General features: G+C 47.0%; 11 protein-coding genes and 1 riboswitch. Of the genes, 6 read left to right on the top strand and 5 right to left on the bottom strand.

Annotation, left to right across the window (positions count from 1 at the left end; translation table 11 throughout):
- Positions 1 to 22: 22 nt before the first annotated feature.
- From NG833_RS13485 to NG833_RS13470, 4 genes are all read right to left on the bottom strand, one after another.
- The gene (locus NG833_RS13485) at positions 23 to 3,706 is read right to left on the bottom strand and encodes a PAS domain S-box protein (protein WP_254565803.1); all 3,684 of its coding nucleotides are present in this window, start codon (positions 3,704 to 3,706) and stop codon (positions 23 to 25) included.
- Between the two features lie 407 nt (positions 3,707 to 4,113).
- Positions 4,114 to 7,884, bottom strand: coding sequence for a PAS domain S-box protein (locus NG833_RS13480; protein WP_254565802.1), 3,771 nt, complete (start codon positions 7,882 to 7,884; stop codon positions 4,114 to 4,116).
- 57 nt (positions 7,885 to 7,941) lie between these two features.
- On the bottom strand, positions 7,942 to 8,463 hold the full coding sequence (locus NG833_RS13475) for a chemotaxis protein CheW (protein WP_254565801.1): 522 nt from the start codon (positions 8,461 to 8,463) through the stop codon (positions 7,942 to 7,944).
- Between the two features lie 184 nt (positions 8,464 to 8,647).
- Positions 8,648 to 9,007 (bottom strand): response regulator transcription factor, encoded by a 360-nt coding sequence (locus tag NG833_RS13470; RefSeq protein ID WP_254565800.1) that lies wholly within the window; start codon positions 9,005 to 9,007, stop codon positions 8,648 to 8,650.
- A gap of 628 nt (positions 9,008 to 9,635) precedes the next feature.
- Positions 9,636 to 9,731, top strand: a riboswitch (TPP riboswitch).
- Positions 9,732 to 9,737: 6 nt separating this feature from the next.
- Here NG833_RS13470 and thiC point away from each other — a divergent pair.
- Together thiC and NG833_RS13460 are read left to right on the top strand one after the other, a co-directional pair.
- The gene (gene thiC / locus NG833_RS13465) at positions 9,738 to 11,111 is read left to right on the top strand and encodes a phosphomethylpyrimidine synthase (RefSeq protein WP_254565799.1); all 1,374 of its coding nucleotides are present in this window, start codon (positions 9,738 to 9,740) and stop codon (positions 11,109 to 11,111) included.
- 59 nt (positions 11,112 to 11,170) lie between these two features.
- On the top strand, positions 11,171 to 11,824 hold the full coding sequence (locus NG833_RS13460) for a hypothetical protein (RefSeq protein ID WP_254565798.1): 654 nt from the start codon (positions 11,171 to 11,173) through the stop codon (positions 11,822 to 11,824).
- 133 nt (positions 11,825 to 11,957) lie between these two features.
- Here the strand turns inward: NG833_RS13460 and NG833_RS13455 are convergent, their stop codons facing one another.
- On the bottom strand, positions 11,958 to 13,430 hold the full coding sequence (locus NG833_RS13455; protein ID WP_254565797.1) for an N-6 DNA methylase: 1,473 nt from the start codon (positions 13,428 to 13,430) through the stop codon (positions 11,958 to 11,960).
- A 72-nt stretch (positions 13,431 to 13,502) separates the two neighbouring features.
- On the opposite strand from NG833_RS13455, the gene NG833_RS13450 reads away from it, so the two are divergent.
- The 4 genes from NG833_RS13450 to NG833_RS13440 all read left to right on the top strand — a co-directional run.
- Positions 13,503 to 14,894 carry an FAD-dependent oxidoreductase gene (locus NG833_RS13450; RefSeq protein ID WP_254565796.1) on the top strand — a complete coding sequence of 464 codons (1,392 nt, stop codon included), beginning with the start codon at positions 13,503 to 13,505 and terminating at the stop codon, positions 14,892 to 14,894.
- 470 nt (positions 14,895 to 15,364) lie between these two features.
- The gene (locus NG833_RS13445) at positions 15,365 to 16,924 is read left to right on the top strand and encodes an adenylate/guanylate cyclase domain-containing protein (RefSeq protein ID WP_254565795.1); all 1,560 of its coding nucleotides are present in this window, start codon (positions 15,365 to 15,367) and stop codon (positions 16,922 to 16,924) included.
- Entirely contained in the window at positions 16,921 to 16,980 is a 60-nt protein-coding gene (locus NG833_RS30960) for a hypothetical protein (RefSeq protein ID WP_375293910.1), read from the top strand. Before NG833_RS13445 ends, NG833_RS30960 begins: the two co-directional genes overlap by 4 nt.
- Before the next feature lie 464 nt (positions 16,981 to 17,444).
- Positions 17,445 to 20,685 (top strand): S8 family serine peptidase (locus tag NG833_RS13440; RefSeq protein ID WP_254565794.1); only part of this gene is annotated, 3,241 nt, incomplete at its 3' end.

Here is a 20,685-nt window from a genome sequence, read left to right as displayed (position 1 = left end):
TTGGGGGGTTAGGTCTCTTCCTTTAACTGCGGAAATTAGAAACCGAGTCCTGAAGCTGAGTGACAGCGATCGCCAGTCCATCTAAAGACTGACGAACTTGGACAGATTTTTCGGCAGTGGTGGTAGAAATTGAGCTAACTTTTTGCATCACTGCTGCAATTTCCGAAGCATTTTCAGTTTGATTTGTAGCAGCCCGCGTGATATTTTGCACCAGGTCATTCATCTGCCGACTCACTTCAATAATGGCGACTAAATGATGTTTCGCTTCAGCAGCTAATTTAGTTCCAGCGACCACCTCCTGAGTGCCTGCTTCCATTGCTTCCGTGACCCGGCCAATTTCACTTCTAATTTGTTCAACAATTTCAGAAATTTCCTCCGTAGCGGAACCGGAGCGATCGGCTAATTTGCGGATTTCTTCGGCGACTACGGCAAACCCTAACCCCTGTTCTCCGGCCCGGGCTGCTTCAATGGTAGCATTCAGGGCCAAGAGGTTAGTCTGAGCCGCAATTTGAGAAATTGACGTGACAATTTTACCAATTTGTTGAGAGCTTTCTCCCAAGCGTTTAATCATTTTCCCGGTTTGGGAAATGGTTTGACGCAGTTCGTTAATTCCTTCCACAGCCCGGTCTACGGATTGGCCTCCCACTTCCGCCGTTTCGGCGGCTTGATGGGCAACATTTTCCGCTTTTTGAGCCACGGTACAGATATCTTGAATCGAGTTAGCCATACGCTCAATTTGGCGCAAGGAAAACTCAACTTGTTGAGCTTGTTCTCCGGCTCGTTCTGTTAAATCTTGGGTATTGGCGATGGATTCACGAGTGGCGCTGCGGACTTCCGTGGCGAGTTCTTGAATCCCGGTTACCACTTTTTTGAGAGAAGAAACCAGGAAATTAAAAGAGTCGGCTAAGGCTCCGAGAACATTATTGTTGACTTCGGCTCGAACGGTTAAATCCCCTTTAGCAGCTCCTTTAATTTCCATTAACAGTTTGAGAACCTGTTGAGTCAGTTCATCGGCTTCAGATTTGCGGTCTTGGGCGAATTTTTCTAACTCTTGCGCTACTTGTTTGCGATCGGTAATATCAAACCGGATGCCAATATATTTGGCAATTTTGCCATGAGCATCAAAAATGGGAGAAATGGTGGTGTCTACCCAATAATATTGGCCATTTTTGCACTGGTTTCTGAGTTCACCTTTCCACACGCGACCAGCGGTGATAGTTTTCCACATTTCTTCAAAGAGGGATTTGGGATGATATCCGGAGTTAATCATCCGATGATTGTTGCCGATGAGTTCGGCGCGAGAGTATCCGGAGATTTCGCAGAATTTATCATTTACAAAGGTAATCAGGCCCTCGCTGTCGGTTTCACTGACGATCGCCGCTTCATCCAAGGCATTTTGGCGAGTTTTGAGTTCTTGAAGCAGTTGCGCTTGTTCCGCCGCCAGCAATCGAAATTGTTCCTCGGTTTGTTTCAAGGGGGTGATATCATGAGCAACGGCATAAAGCAGTTCCTGTTCGTTGGAAGGATTCACACTCCAGGCTAACCATTTATAAGAGCCATCTTTACAGCGGTAGCGATTTTCAAAATAGATGGTTTCGACCCCTGTGGTGAGTTTTTGGGCTTCGGCACTGGAGGATTCCTGATCGTCAGGATGAATGAAATCGAAACAGGATTTCCCGAGTAGTTCGGCTTCACTATAGCCCAATGTGGTTGTCCAAGCCGGATTAATCCGTTGAAATACGGCATTAAAGTCAAAGATAACCAGCAGATCTAGGGAAATGCTAAAGAAGCGATCGCAGGTGACTTGGGCTAATTTGCGATCGCTAATATCGGTATGAACCCCTAACCATTCCCGAATACTGCCATCGGTGGTGTTGAGAATGGGGACGGCGCGAACACTCATATATCGATACTCGCCATCGTGATGGCGCAGGCGGTGTTCCACTTCATAAAGCACCCGATTTTGGACCGCCTGGTTCCAGACTTGGGCCGTCTGTTCACGATCATCGGGATGAACTGAATTCAGCCATCCTATCCCTTTGAGTTGGTCAAAGGTTTGGCCGGTGAAGCGACTCCAAGCGGGTTGTTCCGTGACGAATTCGCCCTCGGCAGAGGTGTTCCAGATGATTTGAGAGGTGGCTTCAATTAGGGAACGGAAGCGCGCTTCGGAAGTTTGGAGGGCTTTTTCAGCTTGTTTGCGATCGCTGATGTCGATGCCCATTTCCAGGACCAGCCGTTTCCCATCCCCATCGTTACAAGGGTAATCATAAATTTGGTAGGTACGCCCGGTGTTAGGGTCTTGCCATTCCCACTGCTGCGGCTGTTTGGTTTCAAAGACTTGGGTGCGAATCTCGGAGTGCAGTTTGCCACCGGGGTTCAAGAGGGTGGCAGCAGCACCCGGTTCCCCAAAAAACTCCACAAATTGGCGGTTGGCTAACTGGACTGCATTGCTGCGATCGACCAGGTAGAGGAAGGCGGGAATCCCATCAAACAGGGTGGTGAGTCGCTGGCGTTCCGCTTCTAATGCCTTTTCAATGGCTTTGCGATCGCTGATATCCCGGACTAAAGCCAGCAGGAGGGTTTCTCCATCCCGGGAAAATTTGCCCAGGCGGATTTCTACCGGGAAGGTACTGCCATCGGCCCTTCGGTGGAGACTTTCCAGGGTGAGGGCTTTACTAGGATGTAACTGGGTGACGGCTAGGGTGCGTTCCTCGGCGTGAAATCGGGGTTCGATCGCCTCTAAATTCAAGGCCAGTAGTTGCTCCTGGCTATATCCTAAGCTCTCGCCCGCTCGCTGATTCACCGCTAAGATTTTACCATCTAAGGTGCTCAGGAAGAAGGCATCCGCAGCATTTTCGACTAACTGCCGAAACCGTTCTTCACTCTCAGCGAGGGCGTTTTCTTGTTGTTTGCGATCGCTGATATCCCGAATCACCGTAGAAATACAATCAATTTCCCCATTGTCCTGTTTGTGTGCGACAAGCACTTGGGAGGTGGGAAATAATTCCCCATTGCGCCGTTTCATCAGAGTTTCCCCAGTCCAGACGCCGTGGGTTAGGGTGGTGGCGATCGCCTGTTCTAATTTCTGGCGATCGGGTCCTTCCTGGACGAAATCAAAGGGGGTGAAATCTGAGGCGGGTTGTTCTTCTGGAATCCCCGTCATTTTACGAGAGGCTGGATTTAGGTAAATTCCCTTCCCCTGATTGTCGCAGATTCCGACAAAATCAGGGGTATTTTCGATAATCCGCGCCAGTCGTTTCAGGGCTGCTTCTGCTTGTTGGCGTTCTTTAATTTCCCCTTCCAAGGCTTGATTAGTCGCCTCTAGTTCCGCTTTCGCACGGGGTAGGGCGAGGGCTGCGGGTAGGGTCGGGACCATTTTTAGGGCGGTTAATAAGGAAATGCCAGCAGTGAGGGCTTTGATACTTCCGGAAATCCAATAGTCTGGACGCCAAAGGGTCCAGACTTCCATCAGATGGGTGAATCCACAAGTAATAATAAAGGCCGCAAATAACAGAAAAATCCGACTAAAGGGTAAATCTGGGCGTTGCCGGACGAAATAAATCAACATCGCCACAATGGAAAAATAGGCCAAGGCGATCGCCAAGTCGGATCCGGCGTGCAGCCAAACTAAAACCGGATTCCACAGGTAGCAATGACCTTGGGGAATAAAATTTTCTGTGAGGAGGAGGGATGAGGGTTCTAACATACAGAGTACGTCAATAATCAATAACGGCATTTAGAAGGGTCAGAATCAGGGAGAGATATAGAGTTGCAACACCGGCGGGGGATAAATCAAGCGCCTCATAGCTTAAGTCGGTTAAAACCCGACTGCAAGTCTTATCCAGTGGTGTTTTCAGTCGGTTGAAACCGACTGTAGGGGCGCTTCGCGAAGCGCCCCTACGGCGGGGGATTTATCCCCCGCCGTCGGTTTCAACAGGTGCAAGATCTCAGCAATCACCTCGAATCAGTCGCCACCCATTCAAAACAGCAACCCAGTTTCTGGTCCTTGTGGAGTGGCTTGTTGTAGATGCCCCAGAAAAATTATCTCCTTGAGGAGAAAAAGCATACAGAACCGGAAAACCCTACCTGGTTGACTGTTGCTTTACGCTTCGGCTAACTGCGGAAATGAGCCACAGATTGCTGAAGACTTTCCACTGAAATCGCCAAGCCATCGAGGGAATTCTGAACCTGGACTGATTTTTCTGCCGTATTCCCAGAAATGGCACTAACGGCCCGAATCATACTCACAATCTCCGTCGCACTATTCGTCTGCTTCGTAGCTGCGAGGGTAATATGTTCCACCAGGGCATTCATTTCCCCACTGACTTGGATGATCTCAATTAAATGGGTCTTGGCTTCTGCGGCCAGTTTGGTGCCGATCGCCACTTCCTGAGTGCCTGCCTCCATCGCTACAATCACCCGTCCAATTTCACTCCTGATCTGTTCGACGATTTCAGAAATTTCCTCCGTTGCCAATCCTGAGCGATCGGCTAACTTGCGGATTTCTTCAGCGACCACAGCAAAACCCAGCCCTTGCTCTCCGGCTCTGGCCGCTTCAATCGTAGCATTAAGTGCCAATAAATTGGTTTGAGCCGCAATTTGCGAAATCGAAGTCACAATTTTACCAATCTGCCCCGAACTCTCCCCTAAGCGTTCGATGGTTTTCCCCGTTTGAGACAGGGTTTGGCGCAGTTCGTTAATCGCCGCCACTGCCCGATCGACCGACTCCCCCCCCACTTGGGCTTTTTCCGCAGCTTGTTGCGCCACATTTTCCGCTTGTTGCGACAGGGTAAACACTTCTTCAATTGAGTTCACAATCTTCTGAATTTTCTGGATGGTCTCCTCAATCTTTTGGGCTTGTTCTTGGGCTTGTTGGGCCAATTCTTGAGTATTGGAAATCGATTCTCCCGTGGCAGCATTAGCTTCGGTTGCCAGTTTTTGAACTCCCTTGACCACTTTTCGCAAGGAGGAAATCAAAAAGTTAAACGAGTCAGCTAACGCCCCGAGAATGTCGTTCGTGACTGCTGCACGCACGGTTAAATCCCCCTTGGCTGCCCCTTTAATTTCTCCCAACATTTTCACCACCTGTTGAGTGAGGGAATCCATCTCTGCTTGCCGTTGAGCGGACATGATTTCCAAATCCGCGATTAACTGGGTCTTGGACGCTTCTGCATTGATGCGATCGCCCACTTCTTGTTGCAGTTTATCATTGATTTCCTGCAACTCCTGGGTCCGTTGAACCACTCGATTTTCTAAGTCTGCCGCTAACTGTTCTAAGGCTTCTTGATTCCGTCGTTGTTCAGTCACATCTCGGGTAATCTTAGAGAATCCTTGCAACTCTCCTTGGGCGTCCCGTAAAGGCGTAATAATCACATTGGCCCAAAATTTACTCCCATCTTTTTTGACCCGATACCCTTCATCTTCAAACCGTCCCTCACTTTGGGCCGCCTTGAGTTCGGCTTCCGGTTTGCCACTGGTGCGGTCCTCTAGGCTATAAAACCGCTGAAAAGGTTGACCCATAATTTCTGCCGCCCGATACCCTTTAATTCTTTGCGCCCCCATATTCCAACTTGCCACCCGACCCATTACATCCAGTCGAATAATGGCATAATCCTTGACACTTTCCACCAAAGAGCGAAATCCTTCTTCACTTTCTCGACGCGCTTCTTCTGCTTTTTTGCGTTCGGTAATATCTAACCCAGATCCAATATACCCGAAAAAATTGCCCTCGTTATCAAACCGAGGTAATCCACTCATCCAACTCCAACAATACTCCCCATCCCACCGTTTAAATCGCAGTTCTAATTGAAAAGGTTGCCGCTCATCAAAAGCGGTTTGATAAATATTAACGGCTCGGTCTCTATCATCGGGATGCAAAATTTGCGTCCAGCCATAACCCAGGTCTTGTTCTACCGATCGCCCGGTAAATTCCATCCACCGTTTGTTAAAATAGGTCACCTGTTTATCGGGACCGGCAATCCAGATTGTCGCCGGAACTGTATCCGCCATCACCCGAAATTGTTGTTCACTTTCTTGTAAAGCCCGTTCGGCTTGTTTACGTTCAGTGATGTCCAGGACTATCGCCACGCAAGAGAGCTTATGAGTCTGTTGAATGAGTTGAACATACATTTCAATCGGATAGATACTCCCATCCGCTCGCCGATGCATTCCTTCAAACCGAATTCTCTGTTCGCGACCCTCTAATAAGGGAGCTAAAGCGGTTTTAGCCTCCGCCAAACTCACCACCGCTGGATTGATATCCATTGCTGTTTTTTCGAGGATTTCCTCCTGAGAACACCCCAAATTCAGACAAGCTCCTTTGTTAACATACTCAAAGCGCAGGGTATCCACATCGAAAATATAAATCTCGTTCAGACTAGACTCGATGAGATTAAATAATCGCATCCGTTCTTGTTCCGTTTGGATGCGATCGGTAATCACTTCCGTCAGCAGCATAACCCCGCCGATTTCTCCATTGCGATCGCGCCAGGGATACATTTCCCATTTCACCCAATCGATGCTGCCATCATGACGGGGAAAGGCTTCCCCTTCACTGTTAAAAGATTCTCCCCCTAAGACGCGCTGAAGCAGTTGTTTCCATCGCTCAGGCAGTTCCGGAAATAGCTCGTAGTGCGATCGCCCGATGATGTTTTTCACACTCTGGAAGTCTTCTGTTTTGTCCAGTTTATAATCTTTCACCCACCGTTGGGAAACCACCACATAGCACATCTGGCGATCGAGCATGGCAACTGCTGCCGGAAGATGTTCTAGAAATAATTTGAGTTCTTCTTCCCGTTGGTGCAGTTCGTTTTCCAGCTTCAAGCAACTGCTGATATCTCGCACAATCACCCCCCTCACCTCCCGGTTGTCTACCAGGGTGAGCGGTTTTCCCGAAATTTCTACATCCAAGAAGCTACCCACTTTCGGTTTGAGGGCTTTCCATCTGAACGAGCCTCCCCTGCTCACTGCCGCTTCAAAATCAGCCTGAAATTGCCCAAACCTGGATAACTGGTTAAAAAAGTTTTTGCCTCGGAGTTGGGTTCGTTCCATGCCGTACAATTGACTGGCTTTTTCATTGGCATCTAAAATCGTTCCATCCCGTTCCTGAATCAAAACTCCTTCATCAAGTTGATTGATAAACTGAGTGAAATCCGAGGCAATTGCTTCCGTATATCCCGAAATTTCTTTATAAGTTGAGATGATTCCTACAGGGTTTTCCTGGGTGGTTTTAACCGGCCATTTATGGATTTTCCAAAATGATTCAGGTCCGTCGCCGGAGTGGGAATTTGGAACTTTGACTACCAGGGTTTGGGAATCCTCTGGATTGATTTTTGCCCAATTTTCTAGCAGTTTACCCCCCCAAGAAAGCGCAGCGTCTGTTTTCCCGATGACTTGTGCAGGGGATGCCATGCCTACCTGTTCCGCAAAGCGCTGATTTCCTCCTAAATAAACCCCCTGGCAGTCTTGCCAAGATACCGCCCAGGGTAAGCAGTCCAGGGCCATTTGCAGGAATGAACCCCTAGAAAAGATGCCACTACCGAGGGTTTCTCGAATGCCTTGACGGTAGATGAATAGGGCAATCAACACGGCGATCGCACTCACCCCTTCCAATCCATAACTCAGGGTTTCCCATACTGTTGAAAAAGGGAAGGTGGGGGTGGAGAATAGATGGAAAAAGCGACTCCCGGTGGCGATCGCTAAAAAAGCACTCACTATCCATAAAAAACGGCAATGCAGACGAGACACTGTGATTTGCAGGAGGATTAAAGTCATCCCCAAATAGGACAGGGCAATCACCCATTCTGCCCCATTCTGTATCCCGCCCCAATCCGGATTGCTCCCGATAGCGAAGTACAGTTGAGAAAATATACCATTTTTTAACATAAATTATCCCCAAAGTAAAGCAGAATTTGATAGAAATTAACAAGAGTTAATCACCCTTTACCACCCTTCGGATTGGGCGATCGCTTCCACATCTAAAATCATTACTAAGCGTCCCGTCCAATCGTATAATCCCCTTAAAAAAGGAGCGAGTTCTTCCCCCACATCCATGCTGGAAACAATGCGATCGACCTGAACCGAAATCACCCCTTGCACGCGAGATACCGCTAATCCCATTCGCATCATCACCAAGGTTCCATCTCGCGGATCCGGGGCTTCTAAAATTAAAATTCGACTGTGCAACGAATGACTATCCACCCCATCCGTCCGCAAAAACCGACCGAAATCCGCCACCGCTAAAATTTCTCCTCGCAAATTGGTCAATCCTAAGACAAAATGACGAGTATTCGGAACCGGGGCGATCGGTTGCTGTCCCAAAAATAGCACCTCTCGAACTGACAGCAAATCCACCGCAAAGAGGCTCTCTCTTTGACCAAATAACAGAAATTGCTTCAGGTTCCCAGGATTCGGGGAACCGGGCAACTCACTCATCCCAGAACTGAGGGTCAATTTTCCAGCCATACTGTCTTAAATTTGGAGAAAACACAGCCTTTAAATCATAAAGGCTTTCGGTTGAATTGCATGATTTTTGGAAAGAATCAAGCGGTAAAGAATTAACGGAGGATAGACAAATTATTCTTCTATCCGATAAAATGAACGGGTCATGGGATGAGAAGATCCGGTCTAATTCTTTCCGCTGAAACTGTTATAATAGGCGTTCGACAATATTGACCAATTGCTGCGGGTCAACAGGTTTGGTAATATAAGCATCCGCTCCCAAATCCATGCCCCAAGTCTTATCAATCTCGGTATTTTTCTGACTACAAAATACCACAGGTAACTTGGACGTCTTGCGATCGCCGCGCAACTCTCGGATCACCTCAAATCCATTCATCCGAGGCATCACCACATCTAGGATCACCAGATCCGGTGCCGTCTCCTGAATCCGGGCGATCGCCTCCTCCCCATTGGTTGCCATCACCACCTCCATCCCAGCTTTTTTCAAAATCCGGCCAATCATCTCCAGTTCACTCGGCACATCATCTACCACTAAGATTTTGCTCATTTGGCCTTGCCCTCGCTTTACAACATTCTTCTAATCTTATCTTAGCTTGCTCGTTAGAGATTTCCTAACCCTATCCCCAACTTCAAACCCTCCATCTTTACCCTGGCAATTGAATCCCAATTAACAGATGCCAAACCTCATAAAATTCTCCTCTAAGGCGTCGATTCTCGATAACACCAAAAACCCGCTTGACCATTCTAAATCTTTAAGGAAAATTAGAACTCCCCCCAAAGAACCCAGTCGCCTCCTCCCTATTGTACCCACATCTGAGGGTCAACCTAATACCCAATCCGGTTGTTAAAAGTCGATTTTCTGGATCAGCCTGCGGAGGCAGGCTTCGTTTGTGTAGCCCCAGCCTTGAGCCTGCGGGTTTTTATAGACTTTGACAACCGGATTCCGTATAAACAGGACAGATTCCTCAGTTGAGTACCCTCAAACCCGAGAGGTTTGCGCCCGGTTTTAGAACCCAGGGACAAAAACCCGGTTTCTGGCCCTAATTGGCTACCAAGCAGGCAGAGAGTTCATCCAGAAACCCGGTTGTCTTCCGGCTGTACAACCCCCAGACCCCGGCGAATTGTAAAGATTTTTAAGGCAAATCACTCTTTCCTGCAAACAGTGATAGAATCCGAAATTGAGCTAGGGGTGTCCGACCAAAGGGCTGAGAACAAACCCTTAGAACCTGAGTCCGGGTAATACCGGCGGAGGGAAGCTGTTATTTGAGGACTTCAAAATGCGAAAAGAATGGGTTGCCAAACGTCAGGGCCAGAGTAATGTGACTCAAATGAACTATGCCCGACAAGGCATCATCACCGAAGAAATGGATTATGTAGCAAAACGGGAAAACCTCCCCGTTGAGCTAATTCGGGACGAAGTGGCACGAGGACGGATGATTATCCCCGCCAACATTAACCACCTCAACCTCGAACCGATGTGCATCGGCATCGCCTCCAAATGTAAAGTCAATGCCAACATCGGCGCATCCCCTAATTCCTCTGATATTAACGAAGAATTAGACAAACTCAAACTATCCGTTAAATATGGTGCCGATACCGTCATGGACTTGTCCACAGGTGGCGGAAACCTCGACGAAATTCGCACCGCCATTATTAATACCTCCCCGGTCCCGATCGGCACCGTTCCCATTTATCAGGCATTAGAAAGCGTGCATGGGAACATGGAAAATCTCACCCCCAATGATTTTCTCCACATCATTGAAAAACACGCCCAACAAGGTGTGGATTACATGACCATTCACGCCGGGATTTTAATCGAACATCTCCCCTTGGTCAAAAACCGAATTACCGGAATTGTCTCCCGTGGCGGTGGCATTTTGGCCCGGTGGATGTTACATCATCACAAACAAAATCCCCTTTATACTCATTTCGATGACATTATCGAAATCTTCAAAAAATACGATGTTTCCTTTAGTTTAGGTGACTCCCTCCGTCCCGGTTGTCAACATGATGCCTCGGACGAAGCGCAACTCGCCGAACTCAAAACCCTGGGACAACTCACCCGTCGCGCCTGGGAACATAACGTCCAGGTGATGGTAGAAGGTCCGGGTCATGTGCCAATGGACCAAATCGAATTTAACGTTAAAAAGCAAATGGAAGAGTGTTCTGAAGCGCCTTTCTATGTGCTAGGTCCGTTAGTCACGGATATTGCGCCTGGATATGACCATATTACCTCGGCGATCGGGGCTGCAATGGCGGGATGGTACGGAACAGCGATGTTATGTTACGTCACCCCGAAAGAACACCTGGGATTACCCAATGCTGAAGATGTGCGAAATGGGTTAATCGCCTATAAAATCGCCGCCCATGCTGCGGATATCGCACGGCATCGCATTGGAGCACGCGATCGCGATGACGAACTGTCTCACGCCCGGTATAACTTCGACTGGAACCGCCAGTTTGAACTCTCCCTCGACCCAGAACGGGCGAAAGAATACCACGACGAAACCCTCCCCGCAGACATCTACAAAACCGCCGAATTCTGCTCCATGTGCGGACCTAAATTCTGCCCCATGCAAACCAAAGTAGACGCCGACGCCTTAACCGAATTAGAGAAGTTCTTAGCGAAAGAACCTGTAACTCAAGGTTAAGAGTAGAAGAGTAGGGTGGGCATTGCCCACCTTATTTTCTGAGCTAACAGGATAAATTGATGACCGATGAACTCCAAAATGTTGAACGCATTCGCGCCGGATTAGAAGCTGCACTCAATGAATTAATCCAGGATATTGCTACACTGCAAATTTTCCCACCCCATCGCTTTCCCTTGGGTTGGCGGAAAGCTGCAAAAGGTCGGACGGTGTGGCGGTTGCTAGAGGAAATGATTACCCAAAATTTGGAAGTTAAGCATCAAGACATTGGGATTCAAAGTTTCAGTCCCGCCACATCAGAAGTCGGAGTCTATGACTTTATTTTTTCCCTGGATGGTCAAGAGCGAGTGTTTGTTAATATTAAATCCGCCATTAAGGGAGAACGTCTCAGCAAAGATGATATTTCCAAGGCAAGAAAATTAGAAGAGTTTTTTAGTGTCGATGCCACACGAATTCTATTGATTGCAACATTTGAGATAGAGTTTTTCGCTAATATGACGCTGCAAATCAACAAATGTACCGTCTTGCCGGTGATGTGGATTCCCGATATTTATGTCAATCCCAGCAATAATGCCAATCTTCAATCTTCACGGTACAAGTCGATTCAGACGGCAACTCGACGCACTGGATTAGAGTTTTTGGAACTGCTTAGAGGTGAAATCCAAAAGGCGGATGAAAAAGGGGCGGCTAAGAGACGGAAGCAAGCCGATCGCTGATATTCCACTCCTAGGGCGTCCTTACAGCATGGGTTAGAAACCGGGTTTCTTTTAACAATCTCTGCTGATTCGCCATCAATCTGATGCAGAAACCCGGTTTCTTGTCCTATCTATCGAATACTATAGGCGAGTCTTACGTCGCCCGAATCAGATTTTTGCAAAAATTCTGAATGATGGCAATGGTATCTGTTGTAAAATTGAGTTCCTTCCAGATAATTTGATTAATTTGTTCTACATAGTGAATCGCCGCTTTGGGTGCAATTTGTTTTTGATGCGCTTCCCGGGCGATCGCACTCATTTGATGGAGCGCAATTGGGCTAAATTTAGGAATCGGGATCCGCGCAACATAGCCCGAGGTAATCATATTAGACCGATTTAAAAGACTTCGCACGATAAAGGTTACGAGATGACTGTTCAAATAAGCTAACAGCCACCAGGTATCCGAATCCGAGGTAATAATATTAGCATTCACCCCATAAGTGGAATGGGCGGGAAGATAGCAAGCGGAGAAGGTGACTCCCATTGATGAACAAGTAATCCCGGGTTGATAGAGTAGAGATTTATTCCGAATGGTGAAATTAGGAATGGTTTCCGCTACGGATAAAAAGTCATCGACTAAGTAAGCATTCGGTTGGGTAAAAAAGCGACAGGACCCGGGATTTTTATAAAAGGGAATGGTAAATCCCGGGCGAGGATGTTTGGATAAATAGGTGCGATCGCTGCCAGTAGAAATCCCAGTCACGCAAGGAAAGCGATTCCCCAGTCGCGGAGACTCGAACAGGTTGCGGATCTCATCGGGAATATCAATAATAAATTCCGAATGATCCACTTCCCCAGCTAGGGTGATTTTTGCGAGGGGTAATTCTGTCCATTGTTTCTGAATTAACCTCCGCTGAAAATACCCTTGATTCAGGGGACGATTCGCCACCTTAACCGCCCCTTGATAATCGGTTCCTTTTTGCAAAATCATGATACAAGTCCGGACATCTGCCCCTTGGTCTAAAAATAAATCATTAGAACAAAGCAGCAGGTAATGAACGGCACAGTTTTGTAAAATTTTATGGCGTAAGTTCTGATGTGCTTTAGCGGTTAAGAATGAATCCAGGGTAATCAATCCGATTAAAGCCCCAGGTTTTGCACAATCGATTAAAGCCGCTATAAACAGGGCATACATATTATGCACACCAATGTCCTCAAACAGCCGAGATAACCGGTTTTTGTTGTCCCGAATATAGGAAACTTCATGACAATTGTAAGGAGGATTCGCCAAATAAAAGTCATACTCTAAATCAATTGGGGTGTTTAAAATACTCAGTAGCTTTTTTTGCTGATAAAATTGCAAAAAATCAGTTTGAGTAAAATTAATCGAGTCTGGTAAATCAAAGGGTAAAATATCCATTCCCTCTACGGAAATTCCCTGATTTAACAAGGGAATGACCATTTCACCTCGACCGACACAAGGATCCAGTGCAGTGCGGCCCTGGGGGTGGAGTTCTATCAGCGCCTGGGTGATGAACTCAGCGACAAAATATGGGGTGGAATAATACCCCGTTTCTCGCCGGTCAATTCCTGCTTTGGTCTCAATTTTTTTAAGATGTCGTCCCATACTGGTTGTAATAAAATCAAACCTAATCTATAATAAAAGCACTCATTCATTCTCGATTTACCCCGGATTAATATGTCCCCTATCCCTCCGGTGAAATGCCTGTTTAACCGCCGTCGGTTCCTTCAGTTGAGTTTGTTTGCTAGTACGTTGGGTTTGAGTTTAGCTTGTTCTGACAATCAGGCGCAATCTTCCCGTCAAAAAGTGTTAGTGATAGGGGCGGGAATTGCTGGGTTGGCAGCAGCGCGAGAACTTCAGGGACAGGGGTTTCAAGTGACGGTGTTGGAAGGACGCGATCGCATAGGCGGCAGAATCCACACCAGTCGCACTCTGGGTTTTCCGATGGATTTGGGGGCATCCTGGATTCATGGGATTACGAACAACCCCATTGCGACTCTAGCAAAAGAATGGCAAATTCCCATCTTACCCACGGATTTTGATAATATTATACTATACAACAGCCAGGGAAATCCGATTAGCGATCGCGATTTTGAGGTGAGTTATGCACTCTACGAACAAATTCGCGATCGCGCTGCATCGATAGCAGAAAATTCCGAACAGGACCTTTCCATTGCCTCCGCATTACAACAAGTTTTAGCCGCCCAAACCCTCACCCCTCAACAAGCTCAACTGATTGAATGGGGGTTGAATTCTGAATTTGTGACGGAATTCGGGGCGGATTTAGAGAGTCTCTCCAGTTGGTATGCCGATGATGACTTAGAATTGGACGGGGGAGATTATCTCTTTCCCCAAGGATATGACCAAATTATCACGGGATTAGCGAATAATTTGGACATTCAGCTTCAACAAAAGGTGACTGAAATCCTGTACAGTAATTCCGGTGTCTCTGTCACGACGGAACAGGAAACCTTTACGGCAGATGCGGCGATCGTGACCTTACCCCTGGGGGTTTTGAAATCTGAATCTATCAAATTTTCCCCAGAATTACCGGACAACAAACAAGCGGCTATCAATCGCTTGAGTATGGGAGTTTTAAATAAAGTGGTCTTAAAATTCCCTGAACAATTTTGGCCTCAAGACTATCAAGCATTGGGCTATCTTCATGAGAATGGTCCCGATTTTTCGGAATTTTTAAATTGGCAATTTTATAGTCAAGAACCGGCATTAATCGCTTTGATGGGGGGTAGTTTTGCCCGGGAGATTGAACAACTTTCTGAGGGGGAAATTCGCTCACGAATGCTGCGAGTGTTGCGACGGAGTTACGGCGATCGCATTCCTGAACCCGAAAGCATAATTGTGACGCGATGGAGTCAGGATCCGTTTGCCTTTGGGTCTTATTCTCATATTGCCGTTGGGGGAGACAGTGGCGATCGCGATATCTTGGCTGAACCCATCGGCGATCGGCTGTTCTTTGCCGGAGAAGCTACCTCTAGGGACTATCCCTCCACCGTACATGGCGCTTACCTCTCCGGCATTCGGGAAGCGAAACGATTGATTAAGCGCTAAATACCCCTTTCATATAGCGCTTCTCATCTCCATAAGGTACAGACCCTCACCCCAAACCCCTCTCCATCCCCCCTACCCCCCTTTGAAAGGGGGGGGAGAGGGGCTTTGAAAAGTACCTCATCAGTCCGGGAACCGCTATACTCCTCAACGGTCCACTCGATGGAGTAGACCTCTTGCAAAATTCTTTAAAGCCCCCCTTCTTAAGGGGGGTTGGGGGGATCAATCCTTTTTTTTGCAAGAGGTCTAGTAAGATCGAAAGAGTACCGACTGCTAAGATAGCCAAGCGGTTACTGAGTCAAGCGCGAAAAACAGCAAAAATGTCAACCCCCCATCGGCGTCCTAAAAATCTGCGAATAGAGAAAAAAAAAGCTGGGTTCAACATTCTCAAGACAATCATAAAGTGGAGCGTCGCCTTCCTTCCGGTTAAATTTTTTATCCGGAAGTTTCAGTATTTTTGGGGTCCACATTCGATGCAACCGGCAGCGCTTCCGGACAATGAAGAAGAACGCTTAAAAGCTCTCTATCGCTATAGCATTTTAGACAGTGATGCAGAAGACTCATTCGATGACTTAACCGCCTTAGCTGCTTCAATTTGTGGGACTCCTATTGCCTTAGTGAGTCTGATTGATGCCAATCGGCAATGGTTCAAATCAAAAGTGGGTTTAGACGCCTCTGAAACCCCCAGAAATATTTCGTTTTGTGCTCATGCGATTCTCAACCCCAATGATATTTTAGTCGTCCCGAATGCCTTAGAAGATGAACGGTTTGTGGGAAATCCCTTGGTTACTTCTAATCCGAATATCCGCTTTTATGCGGGAACCCCGGTAGTCACCCCCGATGGATTTCCATTAGGAACCCTTTGTGTCATTGATACCATCCCGCGCCATCTTACGGCAGAACAATTGGAAGGACTGCGGTTGTTAGGACGACAGGCGATCGCCCAAATGGAATTACGACTCCAAGTTAAACGCTTAGAACGTCAAATTGACCGACAAAAAGACGCCAAAGCCAAACTCCGGGCCACCGATTCCCAAATTGTCGATTTGTTGGAAAATATGACCGATGCTTTTTTCGCTGTCGATCGCCAATGGCGGTTTAGTTATGCCAATCAAAAAGTCGGAGAAATTTTACAACGAGACCCCGATAAACTGCTGGGAAAAATTATCTGGGAAGAATTTCCCGAAACCGTGGGTTCTAAGTTTGAACGCGAGTATAGAAAAGCCGCAGCGGAACAAGTCAGCGTCACCTTTGAAGACTGTTCTCCCATCTCCAAGCGCTGCTTTGAAGTGCGGGTTTTTCCATCCTACGAGGGACTTTCTGTATTTTTTCATGACATTACCCAACGCAAGCATACCGAAGCAGCGTTGCACCGGGAAAAACAAAAAGTTGAGGCATTGCTACTCAATATTTTACCCCCCAGCATTGCCAAACAATTGCAGCAAGAAGCGGGGGCGATCGCTGAAAAATTTGATGCTGTGACGATTCTATTTGCAGATATCGTAAAATTCACCGAATTATCTACCCAAGTCTCACCCCAAGAACTGGTTAGCATTCTCAATACCATTGTTTGCCGTTTTGATTTGCTAACCGAAAAACATGGATTAGAGAAAATTAAAACCATTGGGGATGCCTACCTGGTAGTCGGTGGCGTTCCCCTCTCTCGCCCGGATCATGCCGAAGCGATCGCAGAAATGGCCTTGGATATGCAAGAGGCGATCGCTCAGTTCAACGCTGAATATCTCACAAATTTAAGTCTGCGAATTGGCATCAACACCGGACCCGTAGTCGCCGGTGTCATTGGCATCAAAAAATTCACCTACGACCTCTGGGGAGATGCGGTCAACACCGCCTCCCGCATGGAATCTCACGGAATCCCCGGAAAAATTCAGGTCTCCGAAACCACCTATCATTTATTGCAACATCAGTATAAATTTGAGGAACGCGGACTGATCGAGATTAAAGGCAAAGGAGAAATGAAAACCTATTTTCTCACAAACCGAATCAGTATAAATTTGAGGAACGCGGACTGATCGAGATTAAAGGCAAAGGAGAAATGAAAACCTATTTTCTCACAAACCGAAATTAGTTTGCTCTCTAAATAGACTTCTTGCAAAATTCTAAAAAGCCCCCCTTTCCAAGGGGGGTTGGGGGGATCAATCCGGAATTTTGCAAGAGGTCTAATTTTCCTCCATCTGGTTCGCGATCGCCTCCCACCGGAAGCAATTCCAGACCCCATTCAACATTTCCCTCTAATTGTAAAAAAATATTACAATTTTGCCGTTCATTGAAAAATGTGATTTTTCTTTAGACAGCGGGAATATTAGACATTAACAGAGGGCGACATCGGTGCCTCCCTAGCACAGGGACCTAATGATGAGCGGCGATCGCCGTTGCATAATTTGCCGAACACTCTCCTAGTAAAAGAGTAAAGAGGGCAATTTAGCTTGGGTAAAACCACTCAATCGGTGACCCCATCACCGTTTGGAGATTTTCCTGAAGTCAGAGCGCCCAGAATCAGGGATTCGTCAATTTTATTCCTTCGGAGGCATCATGTTTGAACTAAATCACGTCTCAGGAACTTCCAATCTGCTCAATGGCATGATGGGTGATACCCCTGCCACAGACAATATTTTGGGTTTGGAACCTGTGCAAAATTGGAACCCCGGGAGTGGAAGTCCCACCCTTGATGTCTCGGCCCTAAACCCAGGTGCCCTCACCAACCTGCAAGGAACAGTCCTTCCAGAGGAAACCGTACAAATTGCGCTAACGACTGGAACAACCGACGATATTGACCCGGTTACGAGAGAATCCTCCACGCCAGTTGAACTAACCGGAGAAGCAGGCGATCGGCTATTTGATGCCGAGTATTACGCCCAAATTAATCCCGACTTAAGTGCCGCAGGTTTGAACACCGTCCCCCAACTCTTTCAACACTTCAAAACTCATGGATTAGGCGAAGGACGAGACTTTTCCCTCTGGACCAATCTGGAACATTACGCCGCCCAAAATCCCGACTTAGAGACTGCCGGGTTAACGTTACATGAACAAATTTATCAACATTTGCAGACATTTGGCCTAGCCGAAGGGCGCGAGTTTTCCCCTTGGGTCGATTTGCAATATTATTTAGACAATAACGCCGACCTCAAAGCCGCATTCGGCGAGGATACGGCCAAAGCATTCGAGCATTTAAAAATATTTGGTTTAGAGGAAGGACGGCGCTTTTCTCCTAAACTTGACCTCAACTATTATTTAAGCCATTACAGCGATTTATCTGCCGAATTTGGGGACAATAAAAAACTGGCTTTTGGTCATTTGCAGCAATTTGGCGTAGCAGAGGGACGGCAATTTCTGCCCGAAATTCCCGAAGCAGCGACAGCCGAATCTACCGAGGTAGAAAGCTCGGCAATTGACGAAGAGACGCAGGAGGGGATTTCAATCGTCTTTGAGACTCAAACAACTCCCACCACCAGCATTACCACAGCATCATATGTGGAAGAAGAAACCACTCCATCTGCCGATTTAGAGACGTTACCCGATGAAAGCGAAACCGATGCCAGTGTCTCGATTGAAGTAGAAGAAGAAACCATTCCCGACACCTCTGATGAAGTAGAAGAAGAAACCATTCCCGACACCTCTGATGAGGTAGAAGAAGAAACCATTCCCGACACCTTTGATGAGGTAGAAGAAGACGAAGGCACTGCCACCGCGTCCGATGATGAAGTAGAAGCAGAGCAACTGTCCCCAACGGTAACACTCTCTCAAACCTTGATGGGGTTAGAAGAAGAACCCACACCGCCTTTAGATTTGCCTGAGAATGCCGGAGGTGCTAATGCCAAGAAAAATCCCGCGCCGAAGCATTTAAAATTGGATGCCACTCAGGAGGAGTATTATCAAGGGGGAACAGTTCGCCTGAATGGGTGGATATTTGACGCCAGCGGTGCCAACGATGTGGAACGAGTCGAATTTTCCCTGCATAAAACTGGGGAACAGTGGGAAGAAATTGAGAATTGGACGACCTTTAATATTTCCACAAAAGATGACCGCTGGGCCTATTTTGACTATTCCACCTTTGGGTTAGAACCGGGCAAATATCAGATTAAAGGATTTGCCTACGATAGCGAAGGCGGCAAGAGTAATGCAGCGGTAGCACACTTCAGCGTTAGTGCAGAAGAAGCGATTACCGACAATCCTGGAAACACTCTAGATACAGCCCTCTCAATTCTTCCTGCCTCTGAAGCCAAAACTTATAGTGATTCGGTGTCAGCCACAAGCTCAGAGGATTATTACCGTTTTACCCTAGGAATGAGCAATGAATTTATTATCTCCCTCGATGGTTTAAGTGGGGACGCTAATGTGCAACTGCTTGATAGCAGTGGTTCTGTGATCCAAAGTTCAACAAATCCTAGCAGTTTAGTGGACTCTATTAGCGGACTCATAGATGGAGGCACGTATTACATTCGAGTTTTTTCAGTCGGAGGTGCTAGCACATCCTACGATCTAAGCGTAACGGTACTCCCAACCCTTGAAGATATTACAACTGGAGGCTCAGAGGCTGAGGCTTCTATTTATGAAATTCCGATTGCTGCCAATAGCGATACAGGTGTTATTCCACAAACTAACATTTCCGGCTCTCTAATTAAGATAGACGAATTTCGTGCAGACTATCGGTTTTCAGGGATTGACGGTAATGGTTTTGCAACAGTAATTTTGGATACGGGAATTGACTTGGATCACCCGTTCTTTGGCTCAGACAATAATTCAGACGGCATTGCAGATCGCATTGTTTATAATTATGACTTTGCGTATGGTGATGCTAACGCTAGCGATGTTGATGGACATGGATCTAATGTTTCTAGTATTGTTGCATCCCAAGACGGAACTTACACTGGCATGGCTCCGAACTCTGACATTATCCACCTCAAGGTTTTAGGAGATAATGGTAAGGGAGATTGGGGATGGACAGAGCAAGCTCTACAGTGGGTAATTGCTAATGCAGAAACATACAATATTGCCAGTGTGAATATGTCACTGGGTGACTCTGGTAATTTTAATAATGCGACTTCCGAATATGGTCTGGGTGACGAAATAGCGAAGCTGAAATCCCAAGGAGTAATAGTTGTTTCCGCTTCAGGAAATGATTTCTTCCCACATAGTAGCGTTCAGGGCGTAAGCTACCCGGCAGCAGATCCAAATTCACTTTCAATTGGGGCTGTTTGGACTGGAAATTATGGCGGCCCACATAAGTGGCTAAATGGTGCAATAGACTATAGCACTGGTGCTGACCGTATTACCAGTTTTTCTCAACGTCACTCTACCTTGACAGATATATTTGCACCAGGCGCTTACATAACTGGTGCTGGTCCTTACGGAAATTTAACAACTATGCCTGGTACTAGCCAAGCATCACCTCATATTGCAGGGATTGTAGTGCTAGCCCAGCAGTTAGCGGTTCGAGAACTGGGGCGCAGATTGACCTTGGATGAATTTCGCAATTTGGTGAAATCCACAGGAGTCACGATTTATGATGGCGACGACGAGGATGACAATGTTACCAACACTGGGTTAAATTTCAAGCGCGTCAATATGCTGGCGCTGGCCGAAGGAATTTTGTCTCTGAAATCACCTCAAGGTATTTTTAATGGATCTGACTTCAACGGCGACGGGAAAACTGATTTCATCCGCCAAGAGAAAGATATCTGGGCATCCCAAGATGATATGCACATGGCTGACTTATATCTATCCAATGGGGACGGCACCTTTGCCAAACGTTCCATGCAGCCTTTATGGAATG

This window comes from Oscillatoria sp. HE19RPO, assembly GCF_024220515.1.
Lineage (GTDB): Bacteria > Cyanobacteriota > Cyanobacteriia > Cyanobacteriales > Laspinemataceae > Laspinema.
Note: the sequence above shows the minus strand (reverse complement) of the source record. Positions and strands in the feature narration are given on the sequence as shown.

Coding starts and splice junctions, on each gene's coding strand:
- NG833_RS13475 (WP_254565801.1), bottom strand. CDS start 8,463: ATGGCTGGAAAATTGACCCTCAGTTCTGGGATGAGTGAGTTGCCCGGT.
- NG833_RS13460 (WP_254565798.1), top strand. CDS start 11,171: ATGACCGATGAACTCCAAAATGTTGAACGCATTCGCGCCGGATTAGAA.
- NG833_RS13450 (WP_254565796.1), top strand. CDS start 13,503: ATGTCCCCTATCCCTCCGGTGAAATGCCTGTTTAACCGCCGTCGGTTC.
- NG833_RS13455 (WP_254565797.1), bottom strand. CDS start 13,430: ATGGGACGACATCTTAAAAAAATTGAGACCAAAGCAGGAATTGACCGG.
- NG833_RS13470 (WP_254565800.1), bottom strand. CDS start 9,007: ATGAGCAAAATCTTAGTGGTAGATGATGTGCCGAGTGAACTGGAGATG.
- NG833_RS13445 (WP_254565795.1), top strand. CDS start 15,365: ATGCAACCGGCAGCGCTTCCGGACAATGAAGAAGAACGCTTAAAAGCT.
- thiC (WP_254565799.1), top strand. CDS start 9,738: ATGCGAAAAGAATGGGTTGCCAAACGTCAGGGCCAGAGTAATGTGACT.
- NG833_RS13485 (WP_254565803.1), bottom strand. CDS start 3,706: ATGTTAGAACCCTCATCCCTCCTCCTCACAGAAAATTTTATTCCCCAA.
- NG833_RS13480 (WP_254565802.1), bottom strand. CDS start 7,884: ATGTTAAAAAATGGTATATTTTCTCAACTGTACTTCGCTATCGGGAGC.